Raw genomic sequence first — 26,587 nt, 5'->3', positions numbered from 1 at the left:
GAGCTGACCATCTTCGCACTCCTGTCGACAGCCCGACCCGGGTGCCGATGTATCGGCGTCGGATCGGGCTGTCGGTAGTGGCAACACCACTGTGGAGAGTGCGGACCGGCCTAGAGGAACAGGTCCGTGGTCAGCGGGCCGTCACCGGGGACCACGCGATACTTGTCCAGATCGGTGACGCCGTGCGCGTTCAGCACCTCGTCGTCGATGAAGAAGTTGCCGGTGGTGTCCTTGGCGGGGGAGGTGAGGACCAGGTAGGCGGCGTCGGCGTAGATGTCGGGGGTGCGGGAGGTCTGGACCATTTCCTCACCGCCGAGCAGGTTGCGGACCGCGGCGGTGGCGATGGTGGTGCGCGGCCACAGCGAGTTCACGCCGATGCCGTACTTGCGCAGTTCCTCGGCCAAACCCAGTGTGGTGAGCGACATTCCGTACTTGGCGATGGTGTAGCCCAGCGAACTGCCCGCCCATTTCGGGTCGAGGTTCAGCGGCGGCGACAGGGTGAGGATGTGCGGGTTGCGCCCGGCCTCGGCCGATTCCTTCAATGCCGGGATGCTGGTTTTCGACAGCAGGAAACTGCCGCGGCAGTTGATGTCCTGCATCAGGTCGTATTTCTTCATCGACAGCGTCTCGGTCGGTGACAGATCGATCGCCGAGGCGTTGTTGACCACGATATCGATACCGCCGAACCGCTCCACGGTCTGCCGCACGGCTTCGGTGACGCCCTCGTCGTCGCGCACATCGCCGACGAATTTGTGCACCCGGCCGCCCGCGGCCTCGAGCTCCTCGGCGGCGGTGTGGATCGTGCCCGGAAGTTTCGGATGCGGCTGATCGGTCTTGGCGATCAGCGTGATGTTCGCACCGTCGGCGGCGGCCCGCTTGGCGATCTCCAGGCCGATGCCGCGGCTGCCGCCCGACATGATCATGGTGCGGCCGGCCAGTGGCTTACCAGCTTCGGTCATATCCCTGCTCCCATCTGTGCGATCACCCCGGCTCCATGATCGGCGATCAGAAGGAGCCGGGGTGCTGAACTACCCGATTCGCACAGTAGGGCACCGCACCGAGCTATGCAACCAGTTGCATAGCGGTCAACGGCGATGGCGACGAGGATCACGTTCCTTGTACATACGCCGCTGCGATTTGCTGATCTCGCGCCAGACCCGCTCCCGTTCGGCCCGCAACCGCGCGTCGCTGCGGGCGGCGAGCCGGTCGTTCTCCCGCTGCAGTTTGCGGTAGCTGTCCAGTCGTCGCTGCGGCAGTTCGCCGGTGTCGAGGGCCGCGAGAATCGCGCATCCGGGTTCGGTGCGGTGTTCGCAGTCGGAGAATCGGCATTGCGCCGCGAGCGATTCGATATCGGTGAAGGTCCGGGCCAGGCCCTGTTCGGCAGCCCAGAGCCCGATCGCCCGGAGACCGGGAGTGTCGATCAGGGTTCCGCCGCCGGAAATCGGCCGCAACTCCCGATGCACCGTGGTGTGGCGCCCTCGCTTGTCCGAGGCGCGGACCCGGTCCGTCGCGAAAACCTCCTCGCCCAGCAATGCATTGGCCAGAGTCGACTTGCCGGCGCCGGACGATCCGATCAGGGCGACCGTGCCGGCCGCCGCCGCGCGCAGCACATCCATCCCGGCGCCGGTGGTCGCCGAGACCGGCACCACCGCCGCACCCGGCGCCGCTGCGCGCACCTCGGGCAGTGAAACATCCGGCGCCAGATCGCATTTCGTCAGCACCACGACCGGCTGCGCACCGGACTCCCAGACCAGTGCCAGCATCCGTTCGATGCGGCCCAGGTCGATCTCACCGTCGGCGGCGACACAGATCGCGACGGTATCCACATTGGTGGCCAGCACCTGTGCGTCGGAGCGGCCCGATACCGTCGCGCGCTGCAGAATCGTGCGGCGCGGCAACAACTTTCGTACCGTGAACGCCGGACCGGCGGACGTTTCGGCCGGTGCGACGGCGACCCAGTCACCGGTACACAGGCCGTTGATGTTGGTATCCGCCCGCGGACAGGAAGCGCGTGCGAGCCCGTCGGGCGTCGCGACATCGCATTCACTGCGATCCATCCGGATCACGCGGGCCGGGACCCAGCCGGTATCGAGCAGCCCTGCGTACTCGGCGGAGAGGTCGGCGGTCCAGCCGTAGGGAAGGAGACGGTCGTAATCGACCATGAGGAGAGACATCCTTCGTCGGGCACCGAGCCCGCGAAGGGTTCAGTGCATGGGGAGGAGAGTGGAAATACGTGCGGCGGAGCGCTTTTCGGTCTGATACCGGGCTCCGTCCGCGACAATCCGACTGCCGACGTTCACGTATTCCACCTCCTCGACCCTCTCGTGTCTCGATACTCGGGTTCGGTCGCCTCCGCGACCGGATGGATAAACAATGACAGCCCGCCGCGCGGGCCGCAACGTATTTTTCCGGGCCTGCTTCGTCCCGGGCCGCTCGATCAGATCGTGCAGGCGATCAGCAACTGCAGCAGGATGAACACCCCGACCACGCCGAGGCTGATGTAGGAAACGATCGCACCGGGCGCGGCCTGCGGTACCGGCCCGATGGCGCCGTTGATGAAGGCGATGGCAGGCGACTTGTAGTAGACGTGGGTGCTGTGGCCCTCCGCGACCGGCACGGCCGTCTCGGCCGGACCCATATCCCACAGCCACTTGGTCGCCACGCGTACGTGATGCTGGCCGGGGCCGACCGGAATGTGGGTCTGTCCCCACTTCGCCATCGGCACCTCCATGCCGTCGACGAGAATCTTCGGGCCGGTCAGCGCGAGCAGGAATCCCAGCGGGAAGTACGAGGCGTCGACGACGATTCCCTGCGGTCCCGGTTGCGGCTGGAACTGTACCGCCGGGCCGTAGGCGCCGTATTGGCCCTGCGGTGCACCGGGATTGGGCGCACCGTAGGGCGCCGGCCCACCGTTGAACGGCTGCTGACCCGGATAGGGCTGCGCCCCATAGGGATTCGCCGGCGGCTGGCCGTAGGGCCGTGGCGGAGCCGGGGGCGCGCCCCACCCCGGCGCGTGATGCGGCTGGGAGACGTTGTGCGGCTGCGGATGTCCCGGCGCGGCAACGGCTCCGCTACCGCCATGCGGCGGTGGCGCGCCGTAGGGACCGTTGGGCTGCGGCGCTCCGGGGTACGGCTGCGCCGGCGGATACGGCTGTCCACCGTTCGGTGGGAATGGTTGCCCATAGGGTGGCTGCCCACCGTAGGGGTTGCTCACAGCCGTACCTCCTCATGCCAAAAGCACTGATCTAACCGGGTTTATGGAACTGCTCGCGTCGCCCCAGACGCCGCAGCCGCAACCATTCTCGCAGACCGGCCGGATCTTTTTGCTGTACGAGGAAGAACCAGGAGAACCGCGCCCATTCCTGGGGGAGCAGTTTGCGCATCCCGGGCTGTGCCATCAAATAGCCACGGTTGCGGTAGGTGAAATAGCGTTTGACCGGATCGTCCGGATACTGGGTGTGCATCCGCCCGCCCAGAATCGGCTTGAATTCCGCCGACCCGTTCGGGTGCAGATACGCCGTCTGCAAACAGGTTCCGAACGGCAGGCCCGAACGCACCAGCCGCCGGTGCACCTCGACCTCGTCGCCGCGCACGAACAGTCGCAGATCGGGCACGCCGATCACCTCGAGCGCCTCGGCGGAGATCAGGGCGCCGTTGAACAGCGACGCGATGCCGGGCAGGAAATCCTCGTCACCGAGCTCGGACCGCAGCCGCCGCCACACCACGCCGCGGCGCAGCGGAAATGCCAGCCGATCCGGATCGTCGATATCGGCCACCACCGGCGAGACTTCCGAAAGACCGTGGCGCCCGGCGCAATCGAGCAATTTCTCCAGTACGTCCGGACCTTCGGGACGGCCGTCGTCGTCGGCCAGCCACACCCAGTCCGCGCCCATGGTCAGCGCGTGCAACATGCCGAGGGCGAAACCGCCGGCGCCACCGAGATTGTGTTCCGAACCCAGATAGGTGGATTCGATCGGCTGTTCTTCCACCATCTCGCCGACCTCGGGCTCGTTGCCGTTGTCGATGACGATCAGATGGTCGATCGGGCGGGTCTGCGAGGCGAGCACCTTCAGCGATTCGCTCAGCAGTTCCCGGCGTTTGTGGGTCACGACCACCGCGATGATCCGGGCCACTCCGCTGTCCGCGGACGGGGCCGCCTGATCACTCATGGTCGTGTCCTTGTCCTCTGGGACATGGGCGGAGCGCTGCGTGGTCACGCTGCGCTCCCGCCTCCGCGCTTGACCGCTCATGTCCGTGTCCTCTGCCGCCGTCGTCATGCGGGATTGCGTTCGAGTTCGAGCTCACGCAGGATCTGCTTCACGTGATCGCCCGCCTCCGGGCCCTCGTAGGCGCGCACCACATCCTCGATATCACCCTGCATACGCAGCGTGCCGTGGTCGATCCACATCGCGGTGTCGCACAATTGGGCCAGGAATTCGTTGGAATGGCTGCAGAACACCAGGATTCCGGAGCGCGCGACCAGGTCGCGCAGCCGGTTGCGGGCCTTCTTCATGAATTCCGCGTCGACCGCGCCGATACCCTCGTCCAACAGCAGGATTTCCGGATCGATCGAGGTCACCACGCCCATCGCCAGCCGCACCCGCATACCGGTCGAATAGGTGCGCAGCGGCATGTTCAGATATTCACCGAGTTCGGTGAAGTCGGCGATCTCGTCGACCTTGGCCAGCATCTGCTTGCGGGTCTGCCCGAGGAACAGCCCGCGGATGATGATGTTCTCGTAGCCGGAGATCTCCGGATCCATGCCGACACCGAGGTCGAACACCGGCGCCACCCGGCCGCGCACCCGCGCACTGCCGCGGGTGGGCTCGTAGATACCCGAGAGCAGCCGCAGCAGCGTCGACTTTCCGGCGCCGTTGTGACCGACCAGGCCGACCCGGTCACCCTCCTTCAGCGACAGCGTGATGTCGCGCAGGGCCTCCACGACGACCACATCGGACTGATTGCGCCCGATGGATCCGCCGGCCTTGCCCAGGAAAGCCTTCTTCAGCGACCGTGACTTGGCGTCGAAGATGGGAAACTCCACCCACGCCTGGTGGGTTTCGATGCTTACTCCGGTCATATCGTCCTCTACACCCAGTACGGCACGCGGGAACGGTATTGCTTCAACGCCAGGATCGCCACCGTCCAGCCGACCACGGTGATCACGCCGACGACCAGCCACGACCGCACCTGCACCGGATCGCCGAGCAGGGGGGCGCGCACGATCTCGAGATAGTGGTAGGTCGGCACCAACTCGACCAGCTTGGCCCGCTCGCTCACCGCCCCGCCCTGATCGTGCAGCGACTTCGTGGTCCACATGACCGGGGTCAGCACGAACAGCATCAGCGTCATGCTGCCCAGAATCGGGGCGATGTCGCGGTACCGAGTGGAGAAGATGCCGAACACGATCGACACCCACGCGGAATTCAGGAACACCAGCGCGATCGCCGGAATCGCCAGCAGCACACTCCAGTCCAGATGTTCCCAGACGCCGAAGGCCACCAGCATGACCAGATAGATCACGATGTTGTGCGCGAAGAACAGGAACTGCCGCCACACCAGCCGATACACGTGCACGCTCAGGGCCGAGGGCAGCTGTTTGATCAGCCCCTCGTTGGCGATGAACACATCCGAACCCTCGAGGATGCTGGCGTTGATCACGTTCCAGACGATCAGGCCGACGGTCACGTACGGCAGATACGTCCACAGATCCTGATTCAGGATCGCCGCGTAGAGCACACCCATCGCGGCGGCCTGCACGCCGGTGGCGATGGTGATCCAGAACGGGCCGATCACCGATCGCCGGTAGCGCTGCTTGATGTCCTGCCAGCCCAGCTGTAGCCACAGCTCACGCTGAGAGAACCCCTCGCGGAGGTCTTTGAAGGCCCGCGGAAACGTTTGCGCATCCGACATCAGGGGCACCGTGGCGTCGGCCGGGCGTTCGGCTGTGGCCGAATCGGCAGGGGCAGCTGCTGGCACAGTGCACGACTGTAGCGCAGAGCCGATCCCCGCCGGTGAGGGCTCGAGACTATCCGATGATCAGCGGTGTTCAGAGGTACTGACCGCCTCCGGTGACCGATCCGCCCTGCCCGCCCTCGCGCGGGACGACCGCACCCGGCGGCAACGCGTGCCGCATCTGCTCGAGCTGCGCGCGGGCCGCCATCTGCTGGGCGAACAACGCGGTCTGAATACCGTGGAACAGACCCTCCAGCCAGCCGACCAGCTGGGCCTGGGCGATCCGCAGTTCCGCGTCGGACGGCACGGAATCCTCGCCGAACGGCAGCGCGAGCCGCTCGAGTTCGTCGCGCAACTCCGGGGAGAGTCCCTGCTCGAGCTCGTGCACCGAGGTCTTGTGGATCTCCTTGAGCCGGGTACGGCTGGCGTCGTCCAGCGGAGCCGCGCGCACCTCCTCGAGCAGCTGCTTGATCATGGTGCCGATCCGCATCACCTTCGCCGGCTGCTCGACCATATCGGCGAGCGATTCCTCGCCGCCGGCGGTCTGCGTGCCCTCGGCGTCGGTGTCACCTTCGCCGACCACCTGCCCGGCGAACGGCGCCTCACCCTGGGCGCCGGCCGGAATGACCAGTGGGCGCCCCTCGGGTCCGATCACCACGATGGAATCCGGTGCTCCGTCCGATTGCGTCATGGCATCCATGATGTCTGCTTCCCGCGCCGAGCGCTAAGTGAACGACGCATCGCCCGGTGAGGGCCCGGTGCCGGAACGGGGTACGCGGTCCGATTTCGGGCGGAAGTATTCTGTTGCGGTTCTGTCCGCCTCGTGTGTGGTTCGGTTTGTGAAAGTCGGTTGCCATGTCGCGTGATATCGCATTGGGTCGGCGCACGGTTCCGCCGACTTGCCCGCTGCCCTTAGAGTGGCGAGCATGACTTACGACGTCGCGAGGGTTCGGGGGTTGATACCGTCCCTGGGCGACGGCTGGATCCACCTGGACCCCCAAGCAGGGATGCTGGTCCCGGATTCGGTATCGCGCGCCGTATCAACCGGTTTCCGGACCTCTGCTTTTTCGCACACCAATCGTCATGCCGCCGCGCGCCGCAGCGGCGCGATTCTCGACGCGGCCCGGGAGGCGGTCGCCGATCTCGTCGGTGGCGATCCGGCAGGCGTCGTACTCGGTCCGGATCGGGCGGTGCTGCTGGCCTGGCTGGCCGAATCGCTGAGTTCACGGCTGGGCCTCGGCACCGGCATCGTGCTCTCGCGCCTGGACGACGAGGCCAATGTGGCGCCGTGGCTGCGCATCGCCAACCGCTACGGCGCCCATGTGCGCTGGGCCGAGGTGGAGATCGAAACCTGCGAGATGCCGGCCTGGCAGTTCGAGGAACTGATCGGCCCGACCGCGCGACTGGTCGCGGTCACCGCCGCCTCGCCGATCGTCGGCTCCGCGCCCGCGGTCCGGGTCGCCGCCGACCGGGTGCACGAGGTGGGTGGACTGCTGGTCGCCGACTGCTTCGGCGCGGCGCCCTACGCCCTGATCGACATCGACGAACTCAATGCCGACGTCGTCGCGCTCTCCGCACCGGCCTGGGGTGGTCCGCAGATCGGGGCGCTGGTGTTCCGCGATCCGGCATTCCTGGACCGCATCCCCTCGATGTCGCTGAACCCCTACGCCAAGGGCGCCGAGCGGCTCGAGGTCGGCGGACATCAGTACGCGCTGCTCGCGGGGCTGACCACCTCCATCGACTACCTCGCCGGACTGGACGAACAGGCCACCGGCAGCCGCCGGGAGCGGCTGGAGGTGTCGATCACCTCGCTGCAGGACTATCACGACCAGCTTTTCGAGAATCTCATGGAGGTGCTCGACGCCGTCCCGGATCTGACCGTCATCGGCCGCGCCTCCACCCGCATCCCGACGGTCAGCTTCACCATCGCGGGGATGCAGGCGGAGAAGATCTCCGCCGAACTCGCCGACCACCGCATCGGCACCGTCAGCGGCGCGCACGGCGGCAGTCGGTTGCTCGACGCCTTGGGTGTCAATGACGAGGGCGGCGCCGTCACCCTCGGATTGGCGCCCTACACAACGAAATTCGAGATCGAACAGCTGGGCCGGGCGCTGAACTCGCTGGAGAAGTAGCTCGCTGCCGTCCGCGCGTCGTTCACGCCTCGTCGATGCGCAGCACCACCTTGCCGACGGTCTCGGCCGAATCCAGCAGTTCGTGGGCGTGCGCCGCCTCCGTGACCGGGACTTCGGCATGGACCACCGGTACCACCGCGCCCTCCGCGATCAGCGGCCACAGATGCCGCCGCAGCTCCGCGATGATCTCCGCCTTACTCGACTTCCCGGTCGCCGGCCGCTTGCGCAGATTGGTGGCGTGGATGGTGCCGCGTTTACCGAGCAACTCCGCCAGATTCAGTTCGCCCGTCACCCCGCCCTGCATGCCGATCACACACAGTTGCCCGTCCTCGGCGAGTGCGGAAACGTTGCGCGGCAGGTATTTCGCGCCCATATTGTCGAGAATGATGTCGGCGCCACCCGATTCGCCGAGTACCTCGACGAAATCCTGTTCTCGATAATTGATTCCGATGCTCGCGCCCAATTCGGCACAGCGATCCAATTTGTACTGCGAACCGGCGGTTACCGCGACGCGCGCACCGCGATTCACCGCGACCTGAATGGCATGGGTGCCGATTCCGCTTCCGCCGCCGTGGACGAGCAGCAGCTGCCCGGCGTGCAATCCGGCCCGCATCACCAGATTCGACCAGACGGTGGCGGCGACCTCCGGAAGTGCCGCTGCCGCAGCCAGATCCAGCCCCTCGGGCACCGGCAGCACCTGACTCGCGGCGACGACCACGCGCTGGGCGTAGCCGCCACCGGACAGCAGCGCGCACACCCGATCGCCCGGCCGCGGATCCCGCACGCCCGCACCGGCCTCGGCCACGACACCCGACACCTCGAGGCCCAGGATGTCGCTGGCGCCCGGCGGCGGCGGATAGAAACCCTGGCGCTGCAACAGATCCGCGCGATTGACCCCGGCCGCCACGACGTCGATCGCCACCTCGCCCGGACCGGGCGGCGGCAGATCCGGCACCTCCGCCCAGCGGATCACCTCGGGCCCACCGAAACCGTCCAACGTCGCCGCGTACATACCTCGACTCTAGGTGCTCGCCGCGCTGGAACGGGTGCGGCTGTGCGACCGATCCGGGTGATCTTGTCCGCAGGTCCCTGACCAGCCGACATTCCTTCCATTCGGGGCCAATAGAATGGCGCCATGGCTTACGAACCGAGCGGTCACCCGGCCTCCCCGCCGTGGTTGAGCTCGGCACAGCAGCGGGCATGGCGTGCGTTCATGGACGGGCATCAGCGCCTGATGGTGGAACTCAACCGCCAGTTACAGGCCGACAGCGATATGAGCCTGCCCGAATACCGCATACTCGTGATGCTTTCCGAGGCTCCGGGCGGTTCGCTGCGGATGAGCGATCTCGCCGACGGCGTGCTGTCCTCGCGCAGCCGCCTCACCCACCAGATCCGCCGCATGGAGGACGAGGGCATGGTCCGCCGCACCAGCTGCGAAGAGGACGGCCGCGGCGTCCGCGCCCACCTCACCGACGAAGGTATGCGCCGCCTCCGCGCCGCCGCCCCCGGCCACGTAGCCGCCGTCCGCCGCACCTTCGTCGACCTCCTCAGCCCCGAAGAGCTCACCGCCATCGGCGACGCCTTCGACCGAGTCAACGCCAAAACCGACCCCCGCCGAACCTGATCCGAAGCGCGCTGCGCCCGATCAGGGACGTTGGTCCCTTGTTGCTGACTGTTCGCGGGCGCGACCATTAGGGCGCTAGGTCCGGGACCGGGGTTTCCGGTTTTCCTTCGAAGGGTGACGTCGAAAGGTTCGAACCATGCACAGGAAGTCAGCGAAAGCTCTCGCAACCACCGCGATCATCTTGTCGCTCGGCGCCGTGGCGGCGCCCATCGCCTCCGCCGACAGCGCGTCCGACACCACGGCGAAACCGATCGCCATCTGCATCACCATCCCGCTGCCGGGATCCGCCGATTGGGTGTGGTGCTTCTGAATCTGGGCCCGGCCGTTCGAATCGAGACCGAAACGATGGTGGCGCCGACCGATCCGCCGGTCGGCGCCATCGTCGTGGATGCGGGGGCCGCGAACCGCGGTGTCGGCTAGAGACGTGTCGCGGTGCGGACGAGGTCGGCGACGGCTCTGGATTTGCTGTGTGGTGGCCAGGCGATGACGGTCGTGACCGCTGGTGCGTCCGGCACCGGCACGATCGCGTGACCGCAGCGTAGGTGGGTTCGAACCGACTCGGGCATGACCGCACAGGTTCGTCCGAGCGCGATCAGTTGGGCCAGTTGGGTGTGGTCGCGAACCTGCGGACCGGGGCCGTCGGGATAGCTCCCATCCGAGCGTGGCCAGCGTGGCAGGGGCAGATCCGTCAGGGCGGAGACCTCGGCCGACGAGATGTGGGGCCGGGAGGCGAGGGGGTGGCCGGCAGGCAGGACCAGGACCTGTTGTTCGGTGTGCAGATCCTCGGTGTCGAATCCGGCGGTCGTGTCGAAGGGCCGGTGGAGCAGGGCGACGTCGGCCCGACCGTCGCGCAGCAGCCCCTCCTGTTCGCCGGGCCCGCACAGGATCACCTCGACGGGGACAGCGCCCGGTTCGGCAGCGTAGGCGTCCAGCAGTTTCGACAGCAGTTCACTGGACGCTCCCGCCTTCGTGGCCAGCACCATCCCGGGCCGATGGGCCGCGGCACGGCGGGTGCGGCGCTCCGCGGCTTCGACCGCGGCGAGCGCGGCGCGGGCCTCCCGCAACAGCACCGACCCGGCCTCGGTCAGGGCGATCGAGCGAGTGGTGCGGTGCAGCAGAACCACCCCGAGCCGCCGTTCGAGCTGTCGGATCGCCCGTGAGAGCGGTGGTTGCGCCATCGCGAGTCGCTGTGCCGCCCGCCCGAAATGCAATTCCTCGGCGACGGCGACGAAGTACCGCAACTCCCGCGTCTCCACCGGGTCATCCTATCCGGCGCTCACCGCGACCAATACCCGTGCGGTATCAATGGCCACCCAGCCGGTGTTGGACGCGCCACCCGAGAACGAACCAGGATCGACGGTATGAGTGAACGGACGATCGCGCTGGTGACCGGCGCGAACAAGGGAATCGGATACGAGATCGCGGCGGGTCTGGGCGCCCTCGGCTGGCGAATCGGTGTGGGCGCGCGCGATGAGCGACGCCGCGACACCGCGGTGGAGAAATTGCGCGCTGCCGGGACCGACGCGTTCGGCGTTCCGCTCGACGTGACCGACGACGCGAGCGTGGCCACCGCGGCCGATCTGATCGCCGACCATGCCGGAGGGCTCGACGTCCTGGTCAACAACGCCGCGATCACCGGCGGCATGCCCCAGACACCCACCACGGTCGATCCCGCGACCGTGCGAGAAGCCGTGGAAACCAACGTGATCGGGGTCATCCGTGTCACCAACGCGATGCTGCCGATGCTGCGCGCCTCGGCAGCACCGAGGATCGTGAACATGTCCAGCAGCGTCGGCTCTCTCACGCTGCAGACCACGCCCGGCACCGACACCGGCCCCATTTCCGCTGCGTACGCGGCCTCGAAGACCTTCCTGAACGCGGTCACCATCCAGTACGTCAAGGAACTGGCCGACACCGACATCCTGATCAACGCCGGCTGCCCCGGCTTCACCGCCACCGACCTCAACGGCTTCCGCGGCGTCCGAACCCCCCAACAGGGCGCGGCGATCGCGATCCACCTCGCCACCCTGCCCGACGACGGACCGACCGGCGGATTCTTCTCCGACGCCGGACCAGTGCCCTGGTGACGGACCCCTCACCTGCGGTGGGTGTGGGATTTGAACCCACGGTGGCGTGAACCACGACGGTTTTCAAGACCGTTCCCTTAGGCCGCTCGGGCAACCCACCTCGTTCCGGGCGGGCCGGAACGGTGTCTCAGCCTACTGGCGTGGGTGCGGGGATGCCGAATCGGTCCGGCGGGGTGCGGAAGACTCGCCGACGATCGGCTGTCGTGGGTTTTCGACGCCTCGCGCGACCTCTGGCAGTATGACGGCCATGGTTCGTCGCCGGATACGGCGTCGGCTGTCCGGCGCCGCCATCGCCGCACTCCTCATGAGTGGGGCGATCTGGGGAGCGCCGTCGATTGCCGCCGCGCCCGCGCCCCCGGCCGATTCCGGTTCCGCCGAGGGGCCGCCTCCGGCGCTGGACGATCCCCGTCCGGCCACCGCGTCGATCGACCACATCGAACCGATCAACGATCGCTGGTTGCGCGTGTTCGTCGACTCCCCGGCGATGGGGCGCACGGTGCAGGTGCAGGTGCTGCTGCCGGCGGACCGCGGCCATCCGCGCCCGACCCTCTATCTGCTCGACGGGCGCAGCGCGAGCAACGAGTACAACAACTGGACCGAGCGCGGTGGTGCGGTGCAGTTCTTCGCCGATAAGGATGTCAACGTCGTTCTCACGATCGGCGGCCCGGCGGGGTACTACACGGATTGGCAGCATCCGGATCCGGTGCTCGGCACCAACAAATGGGAGACGTTCCTCACCCGGGAACTCCCGCCGTTGATCGACGCGACGTTCGAGGGCAACGGCCGCGATGCGGTGGAGGGTGTCTCGATGGGCGCGGAGGCGGCGATGATGCTGGCGATGCGCGATCCGCAGGCGTATGTGGCGGTCGCCGCCCACAGCGGTTGCTACGCAATGGGTTCCGATTTCGGGCAGGCGCAGGCGCGGGCGGTGGTCCGCACCTACGGCGGCGAGCCGGACAACATGTTCGGCAAACAGGAGGATCCCGATTGGCTCGCTCACGACGTGATGATGCACGCCGACACCCTGCGCGGTAAGGCGATCTTCCTGTCCGCCGGTTCCGGTGTGCCGGGGCCCTACGACGTTCCGGGCAATCCGGAAGCGGTCTCGTCGATCGGATTCGGCGGCCCGCTCGAAGCCGGCGCCAACGCCTGCACCATGGCACTCGCGGATCGGCTGGAGCGCATGCAGATCCCGGCGGACGTCGATCTGCGCCCGGTCGGGACGCATTCCTGGCCGTACTGGAAGGACGAGCTGCCGCGGGCCTGGCCGACGCTGGCGGCAGCCCTCGGCGTGCGCTGACCGCGGCGCGGGTTCAGCCGGCGAAGCGGGCGACGGTGTCCGGTGCGGTGGCGAAACCCAGGAACCGATCGTTCTCGTGCGGATCGCCCGCGGTGATCCGCACACCGTCGGTGCCGTAGGGCCGCACCAGGACTCCGGCTTCGGCACTCGCCGTGCCGAACTCCGCGCTGTGCTCGCCCAGCGGCAGCCAGACGAAGTTGGCCTGGGACGCAGGCACCCGGTATCCGGCCGCCAGCAGTGCGTCGCGCATGCGCTCACGCTCGGCCACCACCTGATCGGTGCGGTCGAGCAGTTCGTGCCGCGCCTGCAGGCAGGCCATGGCCGCGGCCTGCGCGAGCCGATTCACGCTGAACGGGATGTGTACCTTCATCAGCGCGGTGATCAGTTCCGGATCACCCACGGCGTAACCGACGCGCAGGCCCGCGAGCCCGTATGCCTTCGAAAAGGTGCGCAGCACAACGACATTCGAGCGACCGCGGCCGATCTCCACGCCGTCGGCCCGGTCGTCGGCGGGCAGGCGCAGATACTCGAAGTACGCCTCGTCGAGCACCACCAGCACGTCCTCGGGGATCGCGTCGAGGAAGCGGGTCAGTGCGGCGCGGCCGTACGCCGTGCCGGTGGGGTTGTTCGGATTGCAGACGAAGACGAGCCGGGTGCGCTCGGTGACCGCGGCCGCCATCGCATCCAGGTCGTGCGCGAATTCGTCGTTCAGCGGTACCGGCACCGCCGTCGCGTTGCCGACCTGCGTGACAATCGGATACGCCTCGAACGAGCGCCAGGCGAACACCACCTCGTCGGCGGGAGAGGCGCACGTGATCTGCACCAGTTCCTGGCACAGTGCGACGCTGCCGCAGCCGATCGCGACGTTCTCGACCGCTACGTCGTGGAACTCGGCGAGGGCTGCTCGAAGTTCGCCGGAGGAGTTGTCCGGGTACCGGTTGATGAGTTCGGCCGCCTCGGCGATCACCTTGGCGACACTCGGCAGCGGGCCCTGGGTGGTTTCGTTGCTGGCCAGTTTCACGGCGCCCGGATGGCTGCGACCCGGAGCGTAAGCCGGAATGGACTCCAGGTCCGGACGAATACGAGCACTCACCCCCACACCTTAATTCCTCGCACGTCGCGGCGGCTCGGCGCGGTTGTCTCGAAGGTCCCGCCGGTACGAACCGCCTGGGCGGTATGTCGGAAAATTTTCCGAGGAATGGGTACTTCCGTGCAACTTCTCCCGAATGTGACGGATGCGAACTACCCTGGTTTCATGTCGGGCATCTATCGAGATGAAGCACCATTGCGCGACAGCGGGCAGGTGGTCGACGGCGCTCCGGAACCGTCGGCCGGAGGTCGGGTGCCCATCACGGTGATCGAGCCGGAGGGCTACGCGCGCGGCGGCATCGTCGTACTCCACGAGTCCCGTCAGTTTGCCGATGTATTGCTGGAAATGATGAAATCGCTGGCCGGTGAAGGCTGGATCATGGTGGCGCCCAATCTGTTCCACCGCTTCGATCGGCAGCGGGGCCACGGGGACGGCGCGGGGGCGGTCAACGACCGTGATCTCGCCGCCGTCGGGGCGCGCCTATCCGACGGGCCGGGCGCTGTCGCCACCGCCGTCGCGGGTGGCGCCGAGGCCGAGCAGGTGTTCGGCGAGGATCTGTTCGCCGACTTCGACGCCTGTTTCGACTGGCTGGTCGGCCGCGGGGTCTTCGCGGACACCGTCGGCGTGCTCGGCTTCGACAACGCCGGCACGGCCGCGCTGCTGGTCGCCACGAACCGGCCCATCGGGGCCGCGGTGAGTGTGGCCGCACCCGGCATCGTGGAACCGCTGACCGCGGAGGCCACCGCACTGGTGGAGGCCGCCCCGCAGCTGCAAGCCCCCTGGCTCGGCCTCTACGGCAACGACGATCCGGTCAACCCGTGCGACCACGTCGAACGCCTCCGTGACGCGGCGGCGCGGGCTTCGGTGGCCACGCTGGTCGTGTGCTATCCCGGTCTGCATCACCGCCCGGACCATCCCGGCTTCGATATGGCCGACTTCGAGCAACTGCCCGAGGAGGAGAAGCGGCAGTTGATCGACGCACAGACCAGAATCTTCGATTGGTTCGACAGTCACCTACGTTGACCAGCCGTTTTGCGTCCTGACCGGTTGCTCTGTACTCTTGCCTCTCGGCGGTTCGAAAGGACCGGCGCCCTCGAAAGAAGGCTCCAGGAGGCGTGCCAGAGCGGCCGAATGGGACTCACTGCTAATGAGTTGTCCCTTCACGGGGACCGGAGGTTCAAATCCTCTCGCCTCCGCCACGCCCGGGTAACCGGGCACACAACTGAACAAGACCTGCGCCCGTAGCTCAACGGATAGAGCATCTGACTACGGATCAGAAGGTTGGGAGTTCGAGTCTCTCCGGGCGCGCAGAAAGAAGGCCCCGCCGCATTGCGGCGGGGCCTTCTTCGTATTCCGTCGGGAAAGCCGGTTTACCCTGGCCGGGTGGAGGATCGCGCGGCAGGGTGGGAGATCGTGCGACCGCGCCAGGTGGCGGATGGGTTAGCGATGCTCGGGTATCGCGATCGTGCCGACAGCCCCTTGGAGCTGCGGGTGGCGGTGATTCCGGCAATTACCGTGGCGGTTGATTTCGGTGGGGGTGGGCTGGTTGTGGAGACGACCGAGTCCAGTCGGACGAATGGGGGGATGGTGGCGGGGTTTTCCGGGGGGCTGACGGGGATTCGGGCTGAGCGGGCGGCGTGTGTCGAGGTGCGGATGTCGCCGTTGCGGGCGTATTCGGTGCTCGGGGTGGGGCCGGGGGAGTTGGGTGCTGTTGTGGGGTTGGACGAGGTGTGGGGGGCGTCGGCGGAGCGGCTGCGGGCGCGGTTGGCGGAGGCGGGGGAGTGGGAGGAGCGGTTCGCGCTCACGAGAGGGTTTCTGGCGCAACGCTTCCGGCCCGATCGCATACCCGATCCGGAAGTTCGTGCGGGCTGGAATCGCATCGTGGCGACCCGCGGGCAGGTGCGAGTCGCCGAACTGGCCGAGTCGTGTGGCTGGAGTCGCAAACGGTTGTGGACGCGATTCGAATCGCAGATCGGGCTCACTCCGAAACGCGCCGCGATGCTGGTGCGGTTCCGGCATGCGGTGGAGGGGCTGGTGGCGGGCCGGCCGGCCGCCGATGTCGCGGCCTCCTGCGGGTACAGCGATCAGGCACACATGTCCCGGGAGATCGCGAGTTTCGCCGGTCGCACGCCGGGCACGCTCGCACGTGAGACGCACACCCTGATCGGGCAGCACCGCTACCGGGCCTGGGGAACATTTTTTCAAGACCCGGCGGGGGTGGCCGGCCGACAGTGAGGGCCCGAACGAGAAAGGGCCGGCCATGGCAGACGACGATCTTCACGATTTCGAACACGCGACTTTCACCCATGAGGGCAAGTCCCGCACGATCTTTCGGCAGGGCAGCGGGCCCGCGGTGATCGTCATGGCGGAATTCCCGGGCATCTCGCCGGATGTCTTCGACTTCGCCCGGCGGGTGGCGCGCATCGGCTGCACGGCGGTGGTGCCGCATCTGTACGGGAATCCGGGGCGGGACCCGGATCCCGCGGCGCACGGCACGCTCGCCGCGGTGGCGAATATCGCCGGTCAGTTCGGGCCGATCTGCGTCAGCCGGGAGTTCGTTGTGCTGGCGACGGGACGCACCTCACCGGTGGTGCAGTGGTTGCGGGCGCTGGCCGAGGCCGAGCATCGGCGGTGCGGCGGGCCCGGAGTCGGGGCCGTCGGGATGTGTTTCACCGGGGGATTCGCACTGGGGATGGCTGTGGACGATCGGCTGGTCGCACCGGTGCTCTCCCAGCCGGGTCTGCCGCTGGGTTTCACCGCGCGGCAGAAGAGCTCGATCGACGTCTCGCCCGACGATCTCGACCGCATCAAACAGCGTTGTGCCGCAGGGCTTTCCGTGCTGGGCCTGCGTTTCCGCGGGGACCGCCGCTCACCGGCGGAGCGTTTCGACTTCCTGCGCGCGCAGCTCGGCGACGCGTTCATCGCCATCGAACTCGACGACGCCGCGGCCAACCCGGAGGGCGTACTGAGCGCGCATTCGGTGCTCACCGAACATCTCATCGACGAACCGGGCGAACCGACTCAGGCCGCGCTGCATCGCGTGCTGGATTTCCTCGCCGAACGGCTCGAGGTTCCGGGGCGCGTGAACCGCTGAGTCCGGCGCCTCACAACCACGCGGGCAGATTCGGCAGATATCCGGTGAGCCCGACGCCGTCGCTGCGGCCGATCAACCATGCCAGCAGCTCCGCTGCGGGGCCGGAAATGGTGTCGGAAGGGTCGGGGCCCACCTTGGCGGTGAAATCGGTGTCGGTGGCGACGAGAGTGAAGCTCGGGGGCGGCGGCTGATCGGGGTCGGAGGTCATCGGTTTGGCATCGGCGGGGCGGTGGGCGGAGGCCGCGTGGTCGAATCCGGCGGCCACCTCCGGCAGCATCCGGGCCACGAAGGCGGCCGGCCAGTCGGCGGGCCGGTAGCCGATGTTCAGGTCGACGCGGTGAATCTCGATCTCGCGCAGGCGCAACCACGGCACCACGGCGGCGGCCAGTTCCTTACCCGTGCGCGCCCGCACGCGGTACTGCCAGCGTTCCGGCGGCATGGCCCGGGCCAGGCCGAGAAAGCGATCCGCGGACGCGCGCAGGTCGCTCAGCTGCTCGGCGAGGGGGCGCGGCGCACCGGCCTCGATATCGGAGTCGCGCAGCAATTGGCTTGCGTACTGCGGGGTTTCGATGCCCGTGCGGGCCCACAGCAGCAGGTTCACCAGTCCGTCGGCATTGCGGGACAGGTGGGCCAGCAGATGGCCGCGAGTCCAGCCCGGCAGCAGTGACGGTTCGGCGATATCGCTGTCGTGCAACGCTTCCACCGCGCCGAACAGGGACTCGGTCGCCGCGTGCACGGCTTCGAGCAGGTCGACGGGAACGGATGATTCCGGCGCTTCGCTGGTCACCCGGGTGACCCTACCCAGCGCTGGGAACGCCCGCTGGGCGAACTCGATTGCCGTCGGATAACTGTTCAGGTTCCCGACAGCTGATCGTCGACTCGGCAGGATAGGTATCACCGGTGGGAACCAGTCATCTGCTCCGATTCGCCCTCGCCGGCGCCGTGCTCTGCGCGGCCGCCGCCTGTTCGTCCGGCGGTAGCGAACCGCAATGGCACACCGACCGGGACCGGCCGCTGGTCGTATCGCTCGACGACCTGTCCGCCCGCACGGGCGGTGGCGCGGCCGTCGCCTTCGGCACACCGCCGCACGGCCGTCTCGACCGCACCGCCGACGGCTCCGTGCGCTACACGCCGGAGCCCGGCTACCAGGGCGAGGACACCTTCACGGTGACCACCTCCGATGCGGTGCACCTCTACACCACCGATATCGCGCCGCTCGGCGACTTCGGCGGCACCACGGTGCAGGGCAGCGGATTCGGGTCCGCGTGGACGCCGGTGCCGGGTTCGGCCGACGAGTTCTACGGGCTCACCGACCGCGGCCCGAACGTCGACGGGCCCGGCAAGAACGAAAAGCTCGTTCCCATACCCACTTTCGTGCCGAAGATCGGCAAATTCCGGCTGACCGGAACGCGCGCGGTACTGGAATCCACGATCGACCTGAAGAACCGCGCGGGCGTCGGTTTCAACGGATTGGTCGACACCGCCGCGTCGACCGGGGAGACCATGCGCGACCTGGACGGTCATACCTTGCCGCCCATCGATCACGGCCTGGACCCGGAGGGACTGGTCGCCCTGCCCGACGGCACCTTCTGGGTCTCGGACGAATACGGTCCGTTCCTCGTGCACTTCGACGCGTCCGGCACCGAAATCGACCGTCTCGCACCGGGTTCCGGCCTGCCGCGGGAACTGACGATGCGAACGCCGAATCAGGGAATGGAAGGTCTCACCGTCACGCCGGACGGCCGGCGACTTGTCGGTGTGATTCAAAGTGGTTTGCAGACACCGGGTTTGGATTCGGCGCGGGAAGTGCCGATGACCCGGATCGTCACCGTCGATCTGCAGACCCGTGCCGTCGCCGAATTCGTCTATCCGCTCGAGGATCCGAAGCGCAAACTAGCCGTATCCGAAATCACCGCACTGGACGACCACACCTTTCTCGTGGACGAACGTGACGGTGAACTCGCGCCCAAGGCGAACAAGAAACTGTGGACGATCGATCTGAACGGCGCCACCGATATCGGACCCCGAGCGAATGTGCCCGGCACCCGCTACGACCCGAATCTCGGCCTGCTCGTCGGTGACACACCGCTGGAAACCTATGTCGGCAAGGTATCGACCGCCGACGGGATCGCCGCGCTCGGCAAGGCCGGCATCACCCCGGTCGCGAAGAAATCGAACCTGGACCTCGCCGGACTGGTCGCGGGATTGAATCCGGCCGGCGCATTCTTCGGCCACGACAAAATCGAAGGCGTCGCCACCACCGACGGCGGCCGCACGCTCTACATCTCCGACGACAGCGATTTCGGCTTGGCCGGCAGCACCGGCAGCGCGGCGCCCTTCGGCCTGAAACCGAAGATCTTGCCGGACGGCCGCCAGGACACCGGTGAAATTCTGCGGGTCGACACCGGGGCGCTTCCGGCGCGGACCACGACGCATACCGTCACCGTCTCGGTGGGCTAACCGGCATTCTCAGGCTATACCCAAGTTCCGCACAAATGCATGCCAGTCGGCGCTGTCATCGTAGGGATATGAACACAGTTGTCGAGGTACTGGTAATGGGCGTCATACTGGCCACCTTCGCGGCCATGGCGATCGCGGGCGCGGTGGCGGAATCGGCGCCCCGCTCGCTGGTCATGCTGGGGAACGAGGAGCCGGAGGCCGTGCGCGCTTCCGCCCGTCGCCGCTGATCGCACGCTGCGCGACCCAGATCTGCACGGCGAGCGCGATCAGCCACAGCGACATGGATCCGACCTGGATGCGCTGGGCGATGCCCAGTGCGTAATTGCCCGGCAGATTGTCGGCGATCAGCATCCACGCCGTCGCGGCCGAGCCGATGATCAGGATCCACAATCCGGAATGCCGCAGAATCGGCCAGCGCCGATAGCGGAAGGCGGCGACACTGAACGCGATCATCGCCACGAATATCGACGTGACCGCCAGCGTGCTGGTCAGCGCGTGAATCTGGTGCAATTGCGGAAACATGCCGCTGTCCGACGGCGGGCACGGCCCCGAGCAGGTGTGCAAGGGCCATTGCGCATCGGCGATCGTGGACGCGCCGAAACAGCCCAGCGCCACCCAGCCCACGGTCGACAGACGCCGCCGCGAGAAGACGAACATCGCCGCGACCGCGGAAATCAAGGTGAGTGAACCGGCGATGGTGTCGCCGAGATCGAACACCCAGCGAAAAGGACGGCCCTCGGCATCCAATTCGCTGAGGAATGACCTGATCGGGTTCAGATGGATCGGCAGGACGAACTCCAGGATCCACGACGAATAGCAGACGCCCGCGACGGCGACGGCGGCCGCGATCAACGAGCGGACGAGGCGGAACCGCACCCGCACCGGCGCGTGGTCTCGCTCCAGTACGGCCACCGCACCGGATTCGTCCGCCGCACGATCGTGCGGCCCGCTCGGCGTCATTGCCCTCGTTTCACGTCATCGCCCACGTTCGGAATGTGCGGGATTCCCGTTGCAATGTCGGCTGCACTTCCATCATGGTCTATCGCCCCGACAAAGCCGACTGCACCCGATCCGCGGCGGCGACCGAATTCTCGTGTTCCCAGATCCGCACCACCAGCCACCCCGCGGCGGTGAGCCGCGCATCGGTATCGCGGTCGCGCGCCACATTGCCGGCCAATTTCTCCGCCCACCACTCGGCGTTGTTCTTCGGATAGGTGGCGTGTTCGGGGCAGCGGTGCCAGAAACACCCGTCCACGTACACCGCCACCTTGCGACGCGGGAACACCAGGTCGGCGCGGCGACGCAGACCCGGAAGCGGAGCGCGGTCCACGAAATAACGCAGGCCCCGCCGGTGCAGTTCGGTACGCAGCGCGGTCTCCGGGGCGGTACCCGTCCGCCGCTGCCGGGCCATCCGGGCACTGGTCACCGCGTCGGTGAGGGGACGGCCGGAACTCATGCACAACCCTTACAGCGTCCACCGGCGGGCCGGTGTTCCCGGGGCCCGATTCGGTGACCGATTCGACACTTCACACCGCCGCCGAGACGTACGGGATACCCGCACCCTCCCGCGGCAGGCCTCCCATGCGGATCAGGTGGTTCTCCATATCGGTGATGAAGCCGGGCGGAAAGCGCAGCGTGCCCCGCGCGGCGCGACGCAGGAAACCGGCGGTCGCGCGGGCCGACAGCAGGCGGGCATCGTCGAGGAACCAGCGCAGATCCTCGTACGGCTCGTGTACCGGCCATGTCGACACCGGGACCCGATACGCCTTACCGGCATGGCCCCACGCCGCCGTGGGCCAGCGATGCGCGGTCAGCGGCGCGTACTCCGCGGCCACCCCGTCGACCGGGGCGGCCAGGCGGGACCCGATCCACGACGCCATCCGCACACTCACCGCATTGCCGACCAGCTTCCACCGATGTCCGGGACGCACCCCTGCGGCGGCGAGTGCGGGCGCGGTCCAGTCGTGGGAAAAGCCTTGCAGCCGTTCGGCATCGGTGATTCCGGGGGTGACGATCTCACCGGCGGGCAATCGGACCGCGGGCGGACTGGCGATACCGAGCCCGGACCCGCCCTTCAACGTCGGCACCGCATTCACCGCCCAGCCCAGTCCGCGCACCCCCTCGGTCCAGTAGAAGCCACAGGGATCCACCTCGGGATCGCCGATCGTGCGCGGCCCGGCATCGGTGCCGAACAGCACGGGCCGCGGATCCTCCGACCGCGACGCCAGCATCAGCACCCGCTGTCGCCGCTGCGGCAGCCCGAACGCGCGCGCGTCGACCACTCGATAGGCCCAGGTGTAGCCCAGCTCCTCCAATGCGGCCGTGATGTGCCGCATCGCCTGCCCGCGCCCCAGCTGCAACATGAACGGGACGTTCTCGATCAGCAGCCAGCGCGGCCCGCGCTTGCGGCGAACCAGCCGGAACACCTCGTCGACCAGGCCCGACCGCTCGCCGGTGATCCCCGCCGTCCGTCCCGCCTGCGAGAGGTCCTGGCAGGGAAATCCGGCCGCCACCAATTCGGTTCCGGCGGGCAGCGCGCGCAGGCGGGTGACATCGGCGTGGGTTTCGACCTCGGGGAAGCGGGCGGACAGGACCGCGCGTGCGCCGGGGTCGATTTCACAGAGCAGCTCGGAATGCCAGCCATGGGCGCTGAGCCCGAGTTCCAACCCCCCGATTCCGGCGAACAACCCGACCATCCGCGTGTTGTTCACAGCCGGTGGTCCTTTCGCCCGAATCCCCGTCGGGCACCGGCGCGGTCGCGAAGGGCCCGGGTGTGGAGGTTACTCGAGCAGGTGGGGGACGTCAGCAATCAGTGGGGTGTTCTGCGGATGTGCACTGGAAGGTGGGACGGGTTGACGAGCGGCTGTGCTGTTCGGGCGTGTGCAGTGGTGTAGCGGTCGAAAATCGGTTGGCGGGCGGCGCGAGCGCTGGCAATCTGGAAGGTCGTACGCGCGCCCGGTCGGGGGCCGGGGCGGTGCGGTGGTGATCGATCGGCGAAAGACGACCTGGCGAAGGGGGATTGTTGTGTCCGTCGCTACGACGGAGACCGTATCCGATTCGGAGGACGACAGAACCGGAACGGTCGACGAAAACTTCGGCGCCCGAGTGACGGGTGCGGGTTCGCTGCGGCGTCTGTGGCCGGAGATCCGGCCCTATCGGGCGGCGCTGTTCGGCAGTGCCGTGCTGTCGGGGCTCGGCATGCTGTGCGATATCGCGTTGCCGTTCGTCACCGCGCGGATCGTCGACGGCCCGGTCGCGCAGCGGAATTTCGGCGGCATCTGGGGGCCGATCGGGCTGGTGGTGGGGCTGGCGGTGCTCAGCACGGTCACCTCGTGGTGGCGGCGGTGGATCATCGCGGCGCCGGCGAGCCGGCTCGAGGTGTCCTTGCGCGGCAAGCTCTTCCAGCGTTTGCAGGTGCTCTCGGTCGGCGTGCACGACGGGATGGAGTCGGGACAACTAACCTCGCGGGCGATCACCGACATGTCCACCCTGCGGCGCTTCTTCGCCTTCGTCGCGCCCTCGCTGATGTCGCTGAGTGCGACGCTGGGCGTCGGCGTGGCACTGCTGTTCGTCCTGAGCTGGCAGATCGGGCTGATCGAACTGCTCATCGCGGTTCCGCTCGTTCTGCTCGCGTTGCAATTCGAACAGGGTTACGGTCGCGCCTCGCGTCGCGCGCAGGACCAGTCCGGGCATCTCGCCACGACGGTCGAGGAGTCCGCGCAGGGTATCCGCGTGCTGAAGGCGTTCGGCCGCGGCCCGTGGTTCGGTCGCCGGTTCCGCGCCGAGGCGCGGGAGCTGCAATCCCTCGAGCTGGCCATGGTGCGGTTGGCGGCACGGTTGTGGACGGCGTTGAACACGTTGTCCGCGTTGGGTATCGCGGCCGCGCTCGCCGTCGGCGGATATCTGCTCACCGAACAGGCGATGACGGTCGGCGCCCTGGTCGCCGGTATCACGCTGACCACCTACCTGCAGTGGCCGATCATGGGCTTCGGCTTCCTGCTGGCCGAGATGAACCACGCCCGCACCGCGGCGCAACGGTTCTGGGAGGTGATCGACACACCCGTCGAGATCACCGATCCGGAACATCCCGTGGCCCCGCCGCGGCCGCTGCGTGGTGAATTGCGTTTCGACCGGGTGCGTTTCCGCTTCCCGGACGCCGATCGCGATCTGCTGCACGACATTTCGCTGCGGCTGCGGCCGGGCGAGACGGTCGCGGTGGTCGGCGCCACCGGCAGCGGTAAGTCGGCGCTGCTGGGTCTGGTGCCGCGACTGTTCGACGTCGCGGCGGGCGCGGTGACGATCGACGGGATCGACGTGCGCTCGATGCGGCTGTCGGATCTGCGTTCGCAGGTCTCGGTGGCCTTCGAGGATCCGGTGCTGTTCTCGGCCAGCGTGCGCGAGAACATCACCCTCGGTTATCCCGACGCCGGCGAGGACCGGGCCCGCGGGGCACTCGAGGTGGCCTGCGCCGCGCGGTTCGTCGACGAGTTGCCGTGGGGCCTGCGCACCCGGATCGGAGAGCAGGGCCTGAGCCTGTCGGGCGGGCAGCGGCAGCGCCTGGCGCTGGCGCGAGCCGTGCTGGACCGGCAGAAACACTCCGGCGGGCACATCGTGGTCCTGGACGACCCGCTCTCCGCCCTGGACGTGAGCACCGAGGAACAGGTCCAGGTGCGGCTGCGCGAGGCGCTGGCCGGAGCCACCGTGCTGCTGGTGGCCCACCGCCCGTCGACCGCGGCGTGGGCGGATCGGGTCGCCGTCCTCGACGGCGGCCGCATCATCGCCGACGGACCTCACGAACGACTACTCGAAACCTGTTCGCGCTACCGGGAATTGATGGGAGGTGAGCTCGATGCCGGAGAACCCGAGCGAGGACGCAGCTTCGCGCACGAACACTGACCGGGCGGGCACGATCACCGGCCGCCCGGACGCGGCGGCCCGTGACGACGCAGCCCGGGCCCTGCGCGTCGACGCCGATTCCGAGGCCGACTGGCGGGGCGTAGCGGCCGAGGAGGGCGAGCAGACCGATGCGGTCAACCTCGCCCTGGCGGCACGGTCGCGCCGGCTGCTGTGGTCGCTGATCCGGCCCTACCGCCGGTGGGCGGCCGCCGCGCTGGTGCTGATCGTGATCGACAATGCCGCCCTGGTGGCGACGCCGCTGTTCGTCGCCCACGGCGTCGACACCGGGGTGGGCCGCGCGCTCGACGGCGACTGGTTGCCGCTGGCGCTGGCCGTGGGCGGCATTCTGGGCTGCACCGCGCTGGGCGGCGTGACGACCTTTCTCTTCCTGCGCATCTCCGGCCGGTTGAGCCAGCAGGTGCTGTTCGATCTGCGGCTGCGGGTCTTCACGCACGTGCAGCGGCTCTCGATCGATTTCCACGAGAACTACACCTCCGGCAAGATCGTCGCGCGGCTCACCAGTGATCTGGAATCGCTCGAGGATCTGCTCGAGCGTGCGCTCAACGACGCGCTGAGCGCCGTACTGTCGGTGGTGACGATCGCCGCGATCCTGCTGTGGCTCGATATTCCGCTCGCCGCGGTGGTGCTGGTCGGTTTCGTCCCGCTGGTTTTCGTGACGCGCTGGGCGCAGCGGCGCCAGCGGGCCGGCTACCGCCGCACCCGAGGGGCGATCGCGAAGGTGGTCGTGCATTTCGTCGAGACCATGGGCGGAATCCGTGCGGTGCAGGCCTTCCGGCGCGAGGAACGCAACGAGGCCATTCTGGTCGACTCCGATGCCGAATACCGGGCCGCGAATATCAGTGCGCTGCACGGGATGGCGGCCTACATCGGCCTGGTTCGGTTGATCAGCAATGTGACGAACGTCGTCATCCTGGTCGTCGGTGCGTGGCGAGTCATCCACGGCCACACCGAAATCGGTGTGCTCGCGGCCTTCCTGCTGTACCTGCGGCAGTTCTACGGCCCGCTGGACGAATTGGCCCAGGTGTTCAACTCCTATCAGTCCGCGGCGGCCGCGCTGGAGCGGATATCGGGCGTGCTGGAGGAGCGGCCGAGTGTGGCCGAACCCGATGCCCCACATCCGCTCGAGCGCGCGCGAGGTGAACTGCGCCTGACGGATGTCGTCTTCGGCTACCCGAGCCGGGACGATGTGTCCGGCGGCGAGGCGCGCCCCGCGCGGTCGGTGCTGCCGCGGTTCTCGCTCACCGTCGAGGCCGGTCAGATCGTCGCGCTGGTCGGTGCCACCGGTGCCGGAAAGTCGACCCTGGCCAAGCTGATCGCGCGGTTCTACGACCCCGTGTCGGGCACGGTGTCGCTGGACGGCATCGACCTGCGCACGATCGCCGACGCGGAGCTGCGCCGTGCGATCGCGATGGTGACGCAGGAGTCGTACCTGTTCTCCGGTTCCGTCGCCGACAACATCCGGCTCGGCCGGCCCGACGCCACCGATGCCGAGGTGTTCGCGGCGGCCCGTGCGGTCGGACTGTACGACTTCGTGATGTCGCTGCCGGACGGATTCGACACCGATGTGCGCAAACGCGGCGGGCGGTTGTCGGCCGGTCAGCGTCAGCTCGTCGCCTTCGCTCGTGTCTTCCTGGCCGATCCGGCGGTGATCGTGCTGGACGAGGCCACCTCGAGCCTCGACATTCCGGGCGAGCGGCAGGTACAGCGCGCGCTCGAGACCGTGCTGCGCGGGCGCACCGCGGTGATCATCGCGCATCGGCTGTCGACCGTCGCCATCGCCGACCGGGTGCTGGTGATGGATTCCGGGCGCATCGTCGAGGACGGGACGCCCGCGGATCTGATCGCATCGACCGGACGTTTCGCGGCGCTGCACACCGCGTGGCGCGAATCGCTGGTGTAGCGCAGGTGAACAACTCGCGCGCCGCGAC

At 68.0% G+C, this 26,587-nt stretch carries 26 protein-coding genes and 3 tRNA genes; 14 read left to right on the top strand and 15 right to left on the bottom strand.

Going from position 1 to position 26,587, the window contains the following annotated elements; translation table 11 throughout:
• Positions 1-110 precede the first annotated feature (110 nt).
• The 7 genes from NK1_RS03030 to NK1_RS03000 form a co-directional block, all read right to left on the bottom strand.
• The gene (locus tag NK1_RS03030; RefSeq protein WP_063007001.1) at positions 111-959 is read right to left on the bottom strand and encodes an SDR family oxidoreductase; all 849 of its coding nucleotides are present in this window, start codon (positions 957-959) and stop codon (positions 111-113) included.
• Between the two features lie 126 nt (positions 960-1,085).
• Positions 1,086-2,162 carry a ribosome small subunit-dependent GTPase A gene (gene rsgA, locus NK1_RS03025; RefSeq protein ID WP_063007000.1) on the bottom strand — a complete coding sequence of 359 codons (1,077 nt, stop codon included), beginning with the start codon at positions 2,160-2,162 and terminating at the stop codon, positions 1,086-1,088.
• A gap of 275 nt (positions 2,163-2,437) precedes the next feature.
• Positions 2,438-3,214: a hypothetical protein gene (locus tag NK1_RS35525; protein WP_063905876.1), complete on the bottom strand. Its 777-nt coding sequence runs from the start codon at positions 3,212-3,214 to the stop codon at positions 2,438-2,440.
• A 31-nt stretch (positions 3,215-3,245) separates the two neighbouring features.
• On the bottom strand, positions 3,246-4,169 hold the full coding sequence (gene glfT1 / locus NK1_RS03015; protein ID WP_051024093.1) for a galactofuranosyltransferase GlfT1: 924 nt from the start codon (positions 4,167-4,169) through the stop codon (positions 3,246-3,248).
• 104 nt (positions 4,170-4,273) lie between these two features.
• Positions 4,274-5,080, bottom strand: a complete 807-nt coding sequence (gene wzt / locus NK1_RS03010; protein ID WP_030516838.1) for a galactan export ABC transporter ATP-binding subunit Wzt/RfbE — start codon at positions 5,078-5,080, stop codon at positions 4,274-4,276.
• Between the two features lie 8 nt (positions 5,081-5,088).
• The gene (wzm, locus tag NK1_RS03005) at positions 5,089-5,913 is read right to left on the bottom strand and encodes a galactan export ABC transporter permease subunit Wzm/RfbD (protein WP_063006999.1); all 825 of its coding nucleotides are present in this window, start codon (positions 5,911-5,913) and stop codon (positions 5,089-5,091) included.
• Between the two features lie 136 nt (positions 5,914-6,049).
• Positions 6,050-6,646 carry a bacterial proteasome activator family protein gene (locus NK1_RS03000; RefSeq protein WP_084460539.1) on the bottom strand — a complete coding sequence of 199 codons (597 nt, stop codon included), beginning with the start codon at positions 6,644-6,646 and terminating at the stop codon, positions 6,050-6,052.
• 235 nt (positions 6,647-6,881) lie between these two features.
• Between NK1_RS03000 and NK1_RS02995 the strand changes: the two genes are divergently transcribed.
• Positions 6,882-8,087, top strand: coding sequence for a cysteine desulfurase-like protein (locus NK1_RS02995; RefSeq protein WP_036497057.1), 1,206 nt, complete (start codon positions 6,882-6,884; stop codon positions 8,085-8,087).
• Positions 8,088-8,109: 22 nt separating this feature from the next.
• Here NK1_RS02995 and NK1_RS02990 read toward each other — a convergent pair whose 3' ends face one another.
• On the bottom strand, positions 8,110-9,099 hold the full coding sequence (locus NK1_RS02990) for an NAD(P)H-quinone oxidoreductase (RefSeq protein WP_063006997.1): 990 nt from the start codon (positions 9,097-9,099) through the stop codon (positions 8,110-8,112).
• Positions 9,100-9,222: 123 nt separating this feature from the next.
• Here NK1_RS02990 and NK1_RS02985 point away from each other — a divergent pair, with 123 nt between their 5' ends.
• Together NK1_RS02985 and NK1_RS34875 are read left to right on the top strand one after the other, a co-directional pair.
• Positions 9,223-9,711 carry a MarR family winged helix-turn-helix transcriptional regulator gene (locus NK1_RS02985; RefSeq protein WP_036497059.1) on the top strand — a complete coding sequence of 163 codons (489 nt, stop codon included), beginning with the start codon at positions 9,223-9,225 and terminating at the stop codon, positions 9,709-9,711.
• 136 nt (positions 9,712-9,847) lie between these two features.
• Positions 9,848-10,021 carry a hypothetical protein gene (locus tag NK1_RS34875; RefSeq protein ID WP_167354209.1) on the top strand — a complete coding sequence of 58 codons (174 nt, stop codon included), beginning with the start codon at positions 9,848-9,850 and terminating at the stop codon, positions 10,019-10,021.
• A 106-nt stretch (positions 10,022-10,127) separates the two neighbouring features.
• On the opposite strand, the gene NK1_RS02980 is transcribed toward NK1_RS34875, so the two are convergent.
• Positions 10,128-10,967, bottom strand: coding sequence for a LysR family transcriptional regulator (locus NK1_RS02980; protein WP_063006996.1), 840 nt, complete (start codon positions 10,965-10,967; stop codon positions 10,128-10,130).
• A gap of 105 nt (positions 10,968-11,072) precedes the next feature.
• Between NK1_RS02980 and NK1_RS02975 the strand changes: the two genes are divergently transcribed.
• Complete coding sequence (locus NK1_RS02975) at positions 11,073-11,798, top strand: SDR family oxidoreductase (protein WP_063006995.1); 726 nt, start codon at positions 11,073-11,075, stop codon at positions 11,796-11,798.
• A gap of 15 nt (positions 11,799-11,813) precedes the next feature.
• Here the strand turns inward: NK1_RS02975 and NK1_RS02970 are convergent.
• Positions 11,814-11,898, bottom strand: a tRNA-Ser gene (locus tag NK1_RS02970).
• A gap of 147 nt (positions 11,899-12,045) precedes the next feature.
• Here NK1_RS02970 and NK1_RS02965 point away from each other — a divergent pair.
• Positions 12,046-13,098 (top strand): alpha/beta hydrolase, encoded by a 1,053-nt coding sequence (locus NK1_RS02965; protein ID WP_063007071.1) that lies wholly within the window; start codon positions 12,046-12,048, stop codon positions 13,096-13,098.
• Between the two features lie 13 nt (positions 13,099-13,111).
• Here the strand turns inward: NK1_RS02965 and hisC are convergent, their stop codons facing one another.
• Complete coding sequence (gene hisC, locus NK1_RS02960; protein ID WP_063006994.1) at positions 13,112-14,191, bottom strand: histidinol-phosphate transaminase; 1,080 nt, start codon at positions 14,189-14,191, stop codon at positions 13,112-13,114.
• A gap of 162 nt (positions 14,192-14,353) precedes the next feature.
• Between hisC and NK1_RS02955 the strand changes: the two genes are divergently transcribed.
• From NK1_RS02955 to NK1_RS02935, 5 genes are all read left to right on the top strand, one after another.
• Positions 14,354-15,211: a dienelactone hydrolase family protein gene (locus NK1_RS02955; RefSeq protein ID WP_063006993.1), complete on the top strand. Its 858-nt coding sequence runs from the start codon at positions 14,354-14,356 to the stop codon at positions 15,209-15,211.
• An 86-nt stretch (positions 15,212-15,297) separates the two neighbouring features.
• Positions 15,298-15,387: transfer RNA gene (locus NK1_RS02950), tRNA-Ser, on the top strand.
• 36 nt (positions 15,388-15,423) lie between these two features.
• Positions 15,424-15,496 (top strand) — tRNA-Arg (locus tag NK1_RS02945).
• Positions 15,497-15,571: 75 nt separating this feature from the next.
• Positions 15,572-16,423, top strand: a complete 852-nt coding sequence (locus tag NK1_RS02940; RefSeq protein ID WP_245660315.1) for a helix-turn-helix domain-containing protein — start codon at positions 15,572-15,574, stop codon at positions 16,421-16,423.
• A 25-nt stretch (positions 16,424-16,448) separates the two neighbouring features.
• A complete protein-coding gene (locus NK1_RS02935; RefSeq protein WP_063006992.1) occupies positions 16,449-17,282 on the top strand; it encodes a dienelactone hydrolase family protein in 834 nt (277 codons plus the stop codon).
• Positions 17,283-17,292: 10 nt separating this feature from the next.
• Here NK1_RS02935 and NK1_RS02930 read toward each other — a convergent pair whose 3' ends face one another.
• The gene (locus NK1_RS02930; protein ID WP_063006991.1) at positions 17,293-18,069 is read right to left on the bottom strand and encodes a maleylpyruvate isomerase family mycothiol-dependent enzyme; all 777 of its coding nucleotides are present in this window, start codon (positions 18,067-18,069) and stop codon (positions 17,293-17,295) included.
• Between the two features lie 113 nt (positions 18,070-18,182).
• On the opposite strand from NK1_RS02930, the gene NK1_RS02925 reads away from it, so the two are divergent.
• Together NK1_RS02925 and NK1_RS34175 are read left to right on the top strand one after the other, a co-directional pair.
• Positions 18,183-19,742, top strand: coding sequence for an esterase-like activity of phytase family protein (locus NK1_RS02925; RefSeq protein WP_084460526.1), 1,560 nt, complete (start codon positions 18,183-18,185; stop codon positions 19,740-19,742).
• Between the two features lie 68 nt (positions 19,743-19,810).
• The gene (locus tag NK1_RS34175; RefSeq protein ID WP_157104046.1) at positions 19,811-19,969 is read left to right on the top strand and encodes a hypothetical protein; all 159 of its coding nucleotides are present in this window, start codon (positions 19,811-19,813) and stop codon (positions 19,967-19,969) included.
• Here the strand turns inward: NK1_RS34175 and NK1_RS02920 are convergent.
• From NK1_RS02920 to NK1_RS02910, 3 genes are all read right to left on the bottom strand, one after another.
• On the bottom strand, positions 19,914-20,702 hold the full coding sequence (locus tag NK1_RS02920) for a DUF998 domain-containing protein (RefSeq protein WP_084460525.1): 789 nt from the start codon (positions 20,700-20,702) through the stop codon (positions 19,914-19,916). The genes NK1_RS34175 and NK1_RS02920 overlap by 56 nt on opposite strands.
• Before the next feature lie 79 nt (positions 20,703-20,781).
• A complete protein-coding gene (locus NK1_RS02915) occupies positions 20,782-21,198 on the bottom strand; it encodes a very short patch repair endonuclease (RefSeq protein WP_063006990.1) in 417 nt (138 codons plus the stop codon).
• A 70-nt stretch (positions 21,199-21,268) separates the two neighbouring features.
• A complete protein-coding gene (locus NK1_RS02910) occupies positions 21,269-22,438 on the bottom strand; it encodes a DNA cytosine methyltransferase (protein ID WP_063007067.1) in 1,170 nt (389 codons plus the stop codon).
• 328 nt (positions 22,439-22,766) lie between these two features.
• On the opposite strand from NK1_RS02910, the gene NK1_RS02905 reads away from it, so the two are divergent.
• The gene (locus tag NK1_RS02905; RefSeq protein WP_084460524.1) at positions 22,767-24,638 is read left to right on the top strand and encodes an ABC transporter ATP-binding protein; all 1,872 of its coding nucleotides are present in this window, start codon (positions 22,767-22,769) and stop codon (positions 24,636-24,638) included.
• Positions 24,592-26,559 carry an ABC transporter ATP-binding protein gene (locus tag NK1_RS02900; RefSeq protein WP_084460523.1) on the top strand — a complete coding sequence of 656 codons (1,968 nt, stop codon included), beginning with the start codon at positions 24,592-24,594 and terminating at the stop codon, positions 26,557-26,559. Before NK1_RS02905 ends, NK1_RS02900 begins: the two co-directional genes overlap by 47 nt.
• The last annotated feature ends 28 nt before the right edge of the window (positions 26,560-26,587 follow it).

Origin of the sequence: Nocardia kruczakiae NBRC 101016, assembly GCF_001612965.1 — a bacterium.
Lineage (GTDB): Bacteria > Actinomycetota > Actinomycetes > Mycobacteriales > Mycobacteriaceae > Nocardia > Nocardia kruczakiae.
This window is presented reverse-complemented; position numbering and strand designations above follow the sequence as displayed.